The sequence below is a fragment of the Terriglobales bacterium genome, from assembly GCA_035561515.1.
GTDB lineage: Bacteria > Acidobacteriota > Terriglobia > Terriglobales > Acidobacteriaceae > DATMXP01.
Genome location: DATMXP010000044.1, coordinates 113,357 through 124,222, shown reverse-complemented (window position 1 = coordinate 124,222; position 10,866 = coordinate 113,357). Strand labels below are relative to the sequence as shown.

At 60.1% G+C, this 10,866-nt stretch carries 13 protein-coding genes; 12 read left to right on the top strand and 1 reads right to left on the bottom strand.

Annotation, left to right across the window (positions count from 1 at the left end; translation table 11 throughout):
- Positions 1-96 precede the first annotated feature (96 nt).
- The 9 genes from VN577_20075 to VN577_20035 all read left to right on the top strand — a co-directional run bounded on the left by VN577_20075 (position 97) and on the right by VN577_20035 (position 6,510).
- Entirely contained in the window at positions 97-609 is a 513-nt protein-coding gene (locus VN577_20075) for a glucosaminidase domain-containing protein (protein HWR17138.1), read from the top strand.
- Positions 610-1,134: a hypothetical protein gene (locus tag VN577_20070; protein ID HWR17137.1), complete on the top strand. Its 525-nt coding sequence runs from the start codon at positions 610-612 to the stop codon at positions 1,132-1,134.
- A gap of 188 nt (positions 1,135-1,322) precedes the next feature.
- A complete protein-coding gene (locus tag VN577_20065) occupies positions 1,323-1,577 on the top strand; it encodes a hypothetical protein (protein HWR17136.1) in 255 nt (84 codons plus the stop codon).
- A 124-nt stretch (positions 1,578-1,701) separates the two neighbouring features.
- The gene (locus tag VN577_20060) at positions 1,702-2,037 is read left to right on the top strand and encodes a hypothetical protein (GenBank protein HWR17135.1); all 336 of its coding nucleotides are present in this window, start codon (positions 1,702-1,704) and stop codon (positions 2,035-2,037) included.
- Positions 2,034-2,462 carry a hypothetical protein gene (locus VN577_20055; protein ID HWR17134.1) on the top strand — a complete coding sequence of 143 codons (429 nt, stop codon included), beginning with the start codon at positions 2,034-2,036 and terminating at the stop codon, positions 2,460-2,462. Before VN577_20060 ends, VN577_20055 begins: the two co-directional genes overlap by 4 nt.
- Positions 2,428-2,790 carry a hypothetical protein gene (locus VN577_20050; protein HWR17133.1) on the top strand — a complete coding sequence of 121 codons (363 nt, stop codon included), beginning with the start codon at positions 2,428-2,430 and terminating at the stop codon, positions 2,788-2,790. Before VN577_20055 ends, VN577_20050 begins: the two co-directional genes overlap by 35 nt.
- Positions 2,790-3,455: a hypothetical protein gene (locus VN577_20045; protein ID HWR17132.1), complete on the top strand. Its 666-nt coding sequence runs from the start codon at positions 2,790-2,792 to the stop codon at positions 3,453-3,455. Before VN577_20050 ends, VN577_20045 begins: the two co-directional genes overlap by 1 nt.
- Positions 3,452-5,017, top strand: coding sequence for a terminase family protein (locus VN577_20040; protein ID HWR17131.1), 1,566 nt, complete (start codon positions 3,452-3,454; stop codon positions 5,015-5,017). Before VN577_20045 ends, VN577_20040 begins: the two co-directional genes overlap by 4 nt.
- On the top strand, positions 5,014-6,510 hold the full coding sequence (locus VN577_20035) for a hypothetical protein (GenBank protein ID HWR17130.1): 1,497 nt from the start codon (positions 5,014-5,016) through the stop codon (positions 6,508-6,510). Before VN577_20040 ends, VN577_20035 begins: the two co-directional genes overlap by 4 nt.
- A 6-nt stretch (positions 6,511-6,516) precedes the next feature.
- Here VN577_20035 and VN577_20030 read toward each other — a convergent pair whose 3' ends face one another.
- A complete protein-coding gene (locus VN577_20030; GenBank protein ID HWR17129.1) occupies positions 6,517-6,861 on the bottom strand; it encodes a hypothetical protein in 345 nt (114 codons plus the stop codon).
- A gap of 88 nt (positions 6,862-6,949) precedes the next feature.
- Between VN577_20030 and VN577_20025 the strand changes: the two genes are divergently transcribed.
- From VN577_20025 to VN577_20015, 3 genes are all read left to right on the top strand, one after another.
- On the top strand, positions 6,950-7,858 hold the full coding sequence (locus VN577_20025; protein ID HWR17128.1) for a hypothetical protein: 909 nt from the start codon (positions 6,950-6,952) through the stop codon (positions 7,856-7,858).
- Positions 7,859-7,875: 17 nt separating this feature from the next.
- A complete protein-coding gene (locus VN577_20020; protein ID HWR17127.1) occupies positions 7,876-8,322 on the top strand; it encodes a Rho termination factor N-terminal domain-containing protein in 447 nt (148 codons plus the stop codon).
- An 87-nt stretch (positions 8,323-8,409) separates the two neighbouring features.
- A complete protein-coding gene (locus VN577_20015; GenBank protein ID HWR17126.1) occupies positions 8,410-10,803 on the top strand; it encodes a hypothetical protein in 2,394 nt (797 codons plus the stop codon).
- Positions 10,804-10,866: the final 63 nt, after the last annotated feature.

Sequence of the window (10,866 nt, the reverse complement as noted above, 5' to 3'; positions counted from 1 at the left end):
CAACCTATTCGGTGAGGAAAGGAGGTCGCGGAGATAGCCAGAGCCGATCGGACGCCTGGTTTGGGAGACGCCAGGCGTCCGATCCGAAAAGAGCCCATGACTCGCGCCGAGAGATTGCAGTTCATCGAGAAGCTCGCACCTTACGCCATCAAGACGATGAGGGAGACCGGCATTCCCGCGAGCGTCATCATCGCGCAAGCTACGATCGAGAGTTCCGATAGCCAGGGCAACTGGGGACATTCGCCGCTGGCAACCGAGGACAACAACTTTTTCGGCATCAAGGCTCGCCGTCGCAATGGCATTCCCATCGAGCCCTACTGCGAGCACAACACGCGCGAGTGGAACCGGAAGCTGAAGAAGTACACCATCGAGCGCGAGCCCTTCCGGAAATTCCAATCCATCCAGGAGTGCTTTGACCGCCATGCCGAACTGCTCTCGTCCGAAGAGCGCTACCAGCCGGCCATGAAGGCGGTCAGCGATCCGTACAAGTTTGCGCTGCAGTTGCAGCTCTGCGGTTATGCGACCGATCCGAACTACGCGTCGATGCTGATCGGCCGAATCAAGAACTGGGACATTGCGCGTTTCGACGCGGCAGGAAGGAGCAAGTAAATGGTTTCAGCAAGTCGAAGATTTGGAATCGCGCTGCTGATGTCGGCAGTGCTCGCATTTGGGCTTATGGGCGCGGGTTCGCTTCTCGGCATGACCGGATGCGCGAAACGTGCCGATGTTGCAACTGCACCCGCCCCGGAAGTCGAGACCGAACAGCACAAGGCGCTGCGAGCGACGGCGGGGTTCGCCGCCGGGTTGTCTACGCTCCAGGACGTCGCCGAAAAGCTGTACGACTCGAAGCTCCTGGGCAAAGACGAAGCGACGGCATTCGCCAAGGGCATCAACGATGCGACCTACGTCAACGATGAGGCGACGGCGAAGATCTCCGCGTTCGCAACGATCGACGGTAGCAACCGAGAAATCGTCGTGAAGTATATGCGCGAGATCTCTGACAGTGTGAAGGCGCTGCATGAGAAAGGCGTTACACACGTCAAGGATCCCGTCGCGAGAGAAAGATTCCGGCTGGCCTTCCAGGCATTCGATGCCGCGATGGCACTAGCCGAAAGCTTTCAAGATTGGCCGTAAATGCCTAAGCAGAAACTCAGCGGAGGGCTGTTGAGGTCTCAGCGAGCGAAACCCGAGTTTCCCGCTGGTTGCCTTACGGGGTGGCCAGCAGTGCGATTCCCGAGTTCGCGGGGAATCGGTCGACGCACCTGGAGGCGGTGAGCGACACAGCGATCTTAGCTCGCAGGGAATGAAGTACAGCGGCCCGCATGGATGCAGTAAGCGCCGGACTCTCCAGGGTCCGGCGTCAATCAACCGAGGAGTCGGTGATGAACGAACAGCAGATTTTGGCATTGATCGCGCTGGGGATGGACCTGGCGGAGCGGATCGCGAAACTGGTCGCCGAATTAAGGGCGCAGAAGGGCATCACGGATGAGCAACTTCGTGAGTATGTCGCGACCAAGGACGCCGAGACCAGGGCGAAGGTGGAAGCCTTCCTTGCTCGGGTCGAAACCCAGGGGTAGCGCCGTCACCCCGTCGTAGGGGTGGCAAATCGCTCCCAGGGGCCTTGTCACGCGTGACACGGCCATATTACGAGCCGGGCGAACCCGGCCAAATTGACCCGAAAGGGTCCGAATCGAGGGTCGCATGACCTGGTTGCAAGGAAAAAAGACGTACATCGCGGCGGCCCTGATGTTCCTGCTGGCGGCTGGCGGGTACTGGTATGGCGTGGTCGACGAATTCAGTGCCACGGTGATGCTTGTCCTGGCGCTCGGATTCATCGGCGTTCGTGACGCGATCGCGCGGCAATATGCGACGACGGTGCTGCATGCGGTTGAGGCGGCTAAGACGGTCCGCGATAAGAAGCCGCTTTCGACTGAGCAGAAAGCGGAGCTGGTCCAGGACGTGAAGGCGATCGTGATCGAGGAGGTCAGAAAGCAAGCCGGACCTCCGGTGTTTCCGACGCCGAGGGATGGTCAATGACGTTCGGCCACTTCGACACACCGGAGCGGAGGCAGGGAGCAAAGAACACGTTGCTCGCCGCTTCGACGGCGGGAGTGGGAGGACTGCTTGGCGTTGGGGTGCACAGCATTCTGCGCGATCGGCCGGAGCTGCTGGTTCAGTTGATCAGCGGATTTGGGCCGATGTTCCTGATCGTTATGGGCTTCATGTTTTTGGTCGACAAGCATGCAAGCCGGTTTATCGAAACGCAGAAGGAAAGCGCGATAGCGACTCAACGGATGGCGACGGCAATCGAGGTCATCGCCAAGCGGGACAGTGAGCGAGACCGTGAGATGGAGATCCTGACGGGATCGCTCGCGCGCGACACGCAAAGCGTTTTGGAGAAGTTAGGGCGGATTGAGGACCGTCTGAATGAACCGAGAACACAAGCACACCACGCCGGCTGATGGCGCGCAGATGAACTACCTGCGTGGGTCCATCTTGAAGCTCGTTTACTCGAACTTCCGCGATCAAGCGCCGCATATGGACGGCGTTGTCCTGTTTGGCGTGATGGAACGGCTCAGGATGCCTGGCCCGCTGAACGACTGGACAACGGCGCTTCAGCAGTTGCGCGATCGCGGATATCTCACGTTCGAGCAAGAGCGAAACAAATGGACGGGCCGCGTTCGTATCCATCGGATCTCGATCACGCCAAAAGGTTGCGACCTGGTCGAAGGAAACTTGCGCGATAAGGAAGGCAGCAAGATCGAGGATCCGGCGGTGCCGATCGACTGATGAAGAAATCGCGTCCCAGAACCGGCGAGAAGCGCGAGGTTCGGCAGCCGCTCAAGATCGACAAGCTGCCACTCGAAGTGCACGAGCGTATTCAGAAACTGCGCGCGAAGGGAAAGACGTGGCTGGAGATCGAGGAGATGTCGAAAGGCTTCGTGCCATGGGACAAGTTGCCAACGGCGACACTGGAACTCTTTCCGGATCTCCACTTGCCGCACTCGAATCTGCAGCGCTGGTACGACCTGCGGATCGAGCAGGTATCGCACGAGCTGGCGGCCGAGGCCGAGCGTGCGCGGCAGTTCTCGAAGGCGATCGCGAAGATCGCCGACGTCGAGCAGTTGGGCGACGCGGCAGTGAACGCGTTGTCCGATGTTGTGTTCTCGGTGATGAAGGCGCAGACGCGCGACAAGTACGCGAAGGCCGTGGAATCGCTTGGCTATCTGGCGGCAAAGATGACGGACGCGAAGTCGAAGCGGGTGCGGGCCGAGGCTGAGTCGAAACGTATTGCGATCCTCGAACGGGAGATCGCGGAAAAGAAGAATGCGGCCGATAAAGCCACGGAAGCGATGGCGAAGAAGTCGGCGAAGGGTAAGGCGATCACGCAGGACGACATCAACAACATTCGGCAGCGAGTGTTTGGCTTGCCTCCTGTGCAGAAAAGCGCATGACGAAACCAGCAAAAGGTCGGTCGGTACCAAAAGCTGCGCGGGCGCAGATAGTCTCGCGCAAATACACGGTACCTCCAGTCATCCAGCTTCGTCCGTATCAACAGGCGTGGATCGACGACCCATCTCGCTTCTGCGGAGCTGTGAAGTCTGCGCGTATTGGCTTCTCTTACGGCACCGGCCTGCGCCGGCTGTTCCGCTGCTTGGAGCATGAGAACCGCACGGCCACGGTCCTGAGCGCATCGCACGCGCAATCCGTAGAGTTCATCGGCGAGCTTTCGAAGAATGTGAAAGCGATCGGTGCGACGATGCAGTTGTTTCAAGACGAGTTTTTCGTCGACATCGATGGCAAGAGCGAGATACTGCAACAGCGGATTCAGCTTCCGAACGGAGCGCGCATCATCGCACTGCCGGCGAACCCACGCACGGCGCGCGGCTATCCGGGAGATGCCGTTCTCGATGAGTTCGGCCATCACCAGGACAGTTATTCGATCTGGGCTGCGATCGCTCGACAGGTGGCGCTCGGTAACGAGCTCGACGTGCTCTCGACCCCAAACGGTCAGATCGGCAAGTTCTACGACCTGGCAAAAGAGTTTGGCCTGGTCGACGGCGTGGCGCCGAAGACGAATCCAGTTCGCGCAGACGATTGGTCATGGCATTGGGTGGATGTCCACATGGCGATCGCCCAGGGCTGCCCGATCAACCTGCGGCAGATGCGCAACCTGTTCAAAGACGAGCAGACGTTCTCGCAAGAGTTCCTGTGCGTCTTCCTGCAGGCGGTCGGATCCTGGCTAACAAATGAACTCATTCAGTTGGCCGAGAATCCGAACGCCACACTCGATTGGCCAGCCGGTTACACCGCAAGCGGACCGCTGTTTGCCGGGATCGACGTCGCACGCGACCGAAACAAGAGTGTGCTGTGGCTCGACGAGAAGCTCGGCGATGTGGCTTGGACGCGCCTGGTGCTTCGCCTGGTCGGGATGCCCTTCCCGCAACAGCACAACGAATTTCTGCCGTGGGTGGAAATGGCAACACGCACGGCTGTCGACGCCACAGGCATGGGCGTCGGCATTTTTGATTACCTCGACCAGGCGTGCCGGGGAAAAGTGATCGGTGTGAACTTCGCCGGTAAAAACGACAAAGGTGTCGCGATTAAAACGCACATGGCGATCAACATGAAGAATCGCCTGGAGAAAGGCCTTGATCGCATTCCTTACGACCCTGATATCCGCGCTGCCTGGCTTTCCATTAAGCGGATGCCTACAGCCACCGGCGTTAAGTTCGACGCTCCCCAGATCGAGACTGACACTCCCGTTGCCGGCGGACAGCGCCGCAAGGCGTACGGGCACGCCGACGAGTTTTGGGCAAAGTGTATGGCGAACCTGGCTGCCGAGAGCGCGCCTGCCGCCGTAGCCGAAAGCACACAAGAGGAAATGGTGCAGCGGGCCGCACGCGGAATCTTCCGAGGCGACGCTGCCCGCAGAGCAATGCGCGATCGCGGCGAGGAAGTCGCCGCCGATGCACAGGTTGAATACGCGGTCCGTCCACGGAGGAGAGCGATATGAAGATTGAAGCCCTGGATCTCCATGAAGCACGCGCCGCAATGAGCGCGACACAACAAGAGCCTCAGACGATCGCCAAGGTTGAAGCCGCTCTCGAGAGCAGCGTTTATCAGGTAGCCGGATTAGATCCGGAAGATCCACGCTTCAAACGGCTGACTTCGTCGAACTCAAGCCGCGACCTCAGCCCCGTCGAGCACGAGCGCATGCAGTTGGTGTGCCTCTACATCGCGACACGGCTGCCGTTTGCGAAGCGCATTCCGGAGATGATCACCGAGTTTGTCGTCGGTGAAAACATCGCCGCCTCAGCCGACGAGGAAGTTGTCCAGGAGGTAATCGACCGGTTCTGGAATGACTCGATTAACAACATCGAACAGAGCGCAAAAGAGTGGTCCGAAGAACTATCGAAACTGGGCGAGCTCTGCATCCCCGTCGCGGTGAATCCAGTAGATGGTTTCGTGCGCATCGGCTACGTCGATCCGCTGCAGATCGATTGCATCGAGCACGGCCTGTTGAAGACTGGCGACGGCCGGGAAGAGATCACGATTCCGATCGCTGTTCGCCTGCGGAAGCAGCTCGGCGAGACCGAAGGGCGGCGCCTGCGGATCATCCGTCTCGACGAAGATCCATACTCGCCGACGTTCGGACAACTGGCCGGCGACTGTTTTTATTTCGCGATCAACAAGAGTAAGACCGCAAGCCGCGGGATCTCCGATTTGTACTGCATTGCTGACTGGGCCGATGTGCTCGACCAGATCGTCTTCGACGCGGCCGATCGCATTCGTTTCATGAACGCGTGGCTGTGGCACTTCGTCTTCAAAGGCGCGGACGAGAAGAAGGTCCAGGAGATGAAGGGGCAGATCCTCAAGAATCCTCCACGCCAGGGCGGCACCCAGTTCACCAACGACCAGGTCGAGATCAAGGCGCTTTCGCCGGATTTCAAGAGTGCCGAGTTCAGCGACACGATCACGAGTCTGAAGTTCTACGGACTCGGCGGAATGGGCTTCCCTGGACACTGGTTCGCCGATCCGACCGACGCCAACCGCGCGACTGCCGGCGAGATGGGTGAGCCGACGATCAAAAAACTGACGGCGCGGCAGAAGGTTGTGAAAAGCGTGATCACGTCGGTACTCAACTTCGCGTTGTACCAGGCGAAGCTGCACGGCGTGATTGCCGAGTCGATGTCGATCGAGTGGACGCTGCAGGTTCCAGATCTCAGTCCGAAGGATCTGCAGAAAGGTTCTACGGTCCTCGGCTCGATCGTGAACCCGCTCTCGATGGCGGCCGATCGCGGATGGATTCGCGAGGAGACGGCAGCCCGGGCGTTCCACGTTGTGCTCACGCAGGTTGGGATTGAAGTCGACTCGAAGGAGGAGTTCGAGAAGGCGCAAGAGGAATCACAGGCCCGGCGCGCGCAGGAAGTGAACGATCTGAATAGCCAGGCGAATCTCGACGCGGCGCTACGCCGGATCGAACAGGGCGGGGGTGTCGTCCAGTGACAAGGTTCAGTCACGCCAGGGTTTCTGATGCCGACGGAGGGCTAGTTCAAAGGCGATGATGCCAGAAAAGAGCAAGCATCCGAGTATCGAACCAACGATGCCGAAGACGTCGAAGCGAGTTGGTAAGGACGGTTTAAGCATGAGAGACAGGAGAGCCCAAAGGTTGAACGCCAGCGCCAAGGCGCTCGCGATGATCTCGCGATTTCTCCTAACCGTCGTCTTGAGTGTCTCTCTTGCTTGTTGGTTGGATGCCCATCGGCCGGCAGCATCCCACAACGTTTTTAGCAGGATGCCCACCGAACCGCTGATGACGGCGGTAATTACTTGGTTAGTGATGGCGTTGCTATCCATTGGCGAGTGCCTCGCACGGAAAGTGTGGGGTCAAAGAAGGGGCCGAACGGTAACGATAGAAGGGCGACCGGGAGTCAGTCAAAGGTAAATGACGACACAGCAACAATTCGCGGCGAAGGTAAACGAGTTGATCGCGCAGTCGCATCAGCTCGCGCCCGACGCCAGGAAGAAAGTCCTGGAGATGTTGGACCAGGCGCGTAAGCGCATCCTCGGCGAATTGGTGTCGCTGAATCCGAACAGCTTCTCGGCCGCGCAACTTCGCGCGCTGAAGCTCTCGATCGACCAGGAGTTCGAATTGTTCCGCCAGCAGAGCACGGCGTTCATGACGTCGATGCAAACGGACGCATCGCGGCTCGGTACCGCCACGATCGGCGCTCCGCTGTCGGCGGCCGGGTTGGAACCGTTTGCGATCGGCGGTCTCTCGAGTACACACCTGGCGATCGCGCAGGGTTATACGGCTGACCTGGTGACGGCACTCTCAAAGGATGCCGCCGCGAAGGTGAATGGCGCGATCCAGCGCGCGTTCCTCGGAGGCCAGCAGATTACGGACATCATCGAGCAAATCGGCATGGCACTGAACAAGGGCAGCAAGCCGAGCATGTTCGACCAGATCGGTGAGCGTGCCATCACGATCGCGCAGAACGAGATCCTGCGCGTGCATTCGATGGCGGCGCAAGCGAAGCTGCAGGAAGCGAAGACGCGCCATCCCGACCTGAAGAAAAAGTGGAAGCACCTGAATGCGGCCAAGCTGCCACGCATAACGCACATCCTGGCAGACGGACAAGTCAAGGAAGTGGAGGAGGCGTTCGAGATCCCGGTGAAGCCGGGTGCTCCGCCCGAGCTGCTGATGTTCCCGCGGGATCCGAGCGGATCGGCCGAGAACACCATCAACTGTCACTGCCTTGAGCAGCCGCACTTCGACGACGAAGCGCTTCGGCCGACGTCGGTGCACAAGAAGGTACTTCGCGATCTGGGCATCAGTGTCCAGGTCGCATAAGAGAGGAGACGAAACAAATGGAAGGTCAAATTCCCGCAGCGCCGGCGATCCTGCCGGCAGCCGAGCAGGCGAAGTGGAAGCAGCGTTATGCCGAGGGCCGCAAGCAGGGCTTGATCGACTCGAACGGCAGCGAGGCTGAAGCCGCCCAGTACGCAACGAAGTTCGCAAACCAGATGCTCCGCGTGCCGGAGATCACCAGCGTCGCGCAGGCGAAGTCGCTGCCGGCGTGGATGATCCTGAAGGCAGACGAAGCAACCGGCAAAGTGGTGACGGCCGATGGAAAGAAGTACGAATTCGAAGTCGTCGCCGCACCTGCTGCGAGCGAGCAGAAGCCGATCGAGAAGATGACGGTCGCTGAACTCGTCGCGTACGCGAAGGAGCACGGCATCACGCTGCCCGACGGCGCGAAGAAGGACGAGATCCTCGACGCGATCAAAAAGGCAGCCGAGGCACCGACCACGTAATTTCCTATAACGACGAAGAGCGACACCTGCTGAGAAGTGGTGTGGCATCCGGGAGAGACCGGAAAACAGTTCGAGGGACCCTGGGCCATGATGTCACTGGAAGAGTTAACGCAGAAGATACACGATGCGATCCGCGGAAAATACGGCAATGGGAAAGATGGATATTCGCGCTACTGCGTGATCGAGACCTTTCCGAGTTATGTGATCGCGCGCGAGTACGACACCGGCGATCTCTTCCGGTTCAACTACAGCGTCGGCCAAGACGACGTGGTCGTGATTGATGGAGACCCTCAGCCGGTCGAGACGGCATACCTTCCCGTCGCCGAATCGTGTGGCCACTTTGCGATGACTTCCGAGGCCGCGGCTGGCACGACGGACGAAACCTGGCCGGTCGTTGTCATGAAGGCGGGCTGGGGATTCGGAAAAGTCACGCTGGCCAGCGGACAGGCTCCACTGCCGCAGTACTTCCCGCCTGAAGTTGTGGCAAAGGTTGCCGCGTCGGTGAACGGATCTCGTTTTGGCCGCCGTCACCCCGAGACGCAGGTTGAAGAGCAGGATCCCGCTCGCGTTGCCGGATGGCTCGATCGCGGCTCGTTCGCGAGCGCCGAAGGTGAAGCCCTGGCGTACGTCAATCTGTTCCCTACCGAAACCGAGATCAAGGGCAAACTTGCCGCCGCGCGCGACGCGAACAAGCTCGATTTGTTCGGCGTCTCAGTGCTCGGGTACTTCGGATTTAAAAAGGGCAAAGTCGAAGGGCGCGAATGTCTGTTCGCAACCGACTTCGCCAAGTTAACCAGTGTCGACTTCTGCGCCGAGGCTGCTGCAGGCGGACGCTTTCTCACGGCCGCGCGCGTCGCGGCGTCCCAACACATTCCAGTGGAGATCGCCCAGTTGCAGGCTGCGGCGGTCCGCACAAGTTCTCCTGCCGGCAACGGTGGGAATAATCCAGGCGGCGCTAGCGGCGCTGGCCGAACTGAAGAAGGAGAGGCGATGAAATCTCGCATCCTCATGGTGCTCACGGCACTGGCGGCCTTCGATGCCGCGGGTGCTACCACACTCACAACGGAATTCAGCGCGCTGTCGGAAGACAAGCACGAGGAATTCCTGGGTAAAGTCACCGAGGCGCTAGCCAAAGTGGTGAAGCCCGCAACCCAAACGGCTGATGCCGACGCTCTTGCGCAGGCACGGCAAGTCTTGGCCGACGCGCAGAAGCTCGATGCAAAGAATCGCATCGAAGGCAAGCTGGCGGCTTCGAAGCTGCCCGTCCCGGGACAGAACCTGGTCCGCGACTACTTCGTCGATCGCATGCCGACCGATGCGGAAATCGACACCAAGATCACCGCCGTGCGCACCGAGTTGGCCGCACTGGCAACCATCACTCGCGTGGGTGCAACCGGCGTCGAAGTCGGACGCGAGAGCGTGGAGAAGGTCCAGCTCGCTTGCGACGCGATGCTCGGAGTGAAGACCGCGCTCGCCGACGCGAACGTCCGTCCGTTCCGTGGGCTCCAGGAAGCCTACATCATCATCACCGGCGATCGCGATTTCCGCGCGCTTGGTGCAGGGAACGGCTTCTACAAGGTCTCGGAAGCGATCTCGACGGCCGACTTCCCGAACATCCTGCTCAACTCGATGACGAAGAAACTGCTCCAGGACTATGCCGAGGTTGGCATGGGCGGCCTGGAGCAGCTCTACGTTGTCACGCCGGGCGGGATCCCGGACTTCAAGACGCAGGACCGTGTCCGCATGGGTTACCTCGGCGATCTGCCGACGGTGGCTGAAGCGGGTCCATACACGGAACTGACCAAGCCCACGGACGAGAAGGTGTCGTTCACGATGGCCAAGAAGGGCGGCATCCTGACGATCTCCGAAGAGACCATCCGCAACGATGACCTCTCGAAGATCGCGCAGTTCCCGTCGCGCCTGGCGCGCGCAGCACGGCGCACCCTGAAGCAGGTGATCACCGACATCCTGGTGAACAACCCGAACTTCGGCGGCGATGGAGTGGCGCTGTTCCACGCCGGACACTCGAACCTGAGCGCGGTTGCGCTGTCGGCGGCCGAGCTCGACGCTCGCGCGATTGCGCTGGCGAAGCAGGCGGAAAAGGACTCCAACAAGCGGCTGGGCCTGCGCTTGAACTGGATCGCCGTTCCCGTCGATCTCGAACCCACGGCGCGGCAGATCAATCGCAACGACTCCGGCACCAACAACTGGTTCCAGAAGTTCGGCGCGAACGACGAGCGGATCATCGTCAACGAGTTGTTCACGGATGCCAATGACTGGTACTACGGAGCGCCGGTGGCCGATGCGCCGTCGATCGAAGTTGGCTTCCTGGACAACCAGCAAGCGCCGACGATCCTGCTCGCGAACGATCCGCGTACGGGCACGCAGTTCACGAACGACCAGTTGCAGTACAAGGTGCGGTTCGTGTTCGGCGCGGTTGCGACGGACTATCGCGGCGTCGGCAAGGCGGTCGTCGCCTAAGCGATTCGCTGATTTGCGCGCCTCGTCCGCTGGCTGCGGAGCCGGGCGAGGCGCGATTCATGA

Coding starts and splice junctions, on each gene's coding strand:
- VN577_20050 (HWR17133.1), top strand. CDS start 2,428: ATGAACCGAGAACACAAGCACACCACGCCGGCTGATGGCGCGCAGATG.
- VN577_20035 (HWR17130.1), top strand. CDS start 5,014: ATGAAGATTGAAGCCCTGGATCTCCATGAAGCACGCGCCGCAATGAGC.
- VN577_20055 (HWR17134.1), top strand. CDS start 2,034: ATGACGTTCGGCCACTTCGACACACCGGAGCGGAGGCAGGGAGCAAAG.
- VN577_20025 (HWR17128.1), top strand. CDS start 6,950: ATGACGACACAGCAACAATTCGCGGCGAAGGTAAACGAGTTGATCGCG.
- VN577_20065 (HWR17136.1), top strand. CDS start 1,323: ATGGATGCAGTAAGCGCCGGACTCTCCAGGGTCCGGCGTCAATCAACC.
- VN577_20060 (HWR17135.1), top strand. CDS start 1,702: ATGACCTGGTTGCAAGGAAAAAAGACGTACATCGCGGCGGCCCTGATG.
- VN577_20075 (HWR17138.1), top strand. CDS start 97: ATGACTCGCGCCGAGAGATTGCAGTTCATCGAGAAGCTCGCACCTTAC.
- VN577_20020 (HWR17127.1), top strand. CDS start 7,876: ATGGAAGGTCAAATTCCCGCAGCGCCGGCGATCCTGCCGGCAGCCGAG.
- VN577_20030 (HWR17129.1), bottom strand. CDS start 6,861: ATGGATAGCAACGCCATCACTAACCAAGTAATTACCGCCGTCATCAGC.
- VN577_20045 (HWR17132.1), top strand. CDS start 2,790: ATGAAGAAATCGCGTCCCAGAACCGGCGAGAAGCGCGAGGTTCGGCAG.
- VN577_20040 (HWR17131.1), top strand. CDS start 3,452: ATGACGAAACCAGCAAAAGGTCGGTCGGTACCAAAAGCTGCGCGGGCG.
- VN577_20070 (HWR17137.1), top strand. CDS start 610: ATGGTTTCAGCAAGTCGAAGATTTGGAATCGCGCTGCTGATGTCGGCA.
- VN577_20015 (HWR17126.1), top strand. CDS start 8,410: ATGATGTCACTGGAAGAGTTAACGCAGAAGATACACGATGCGATCCGC.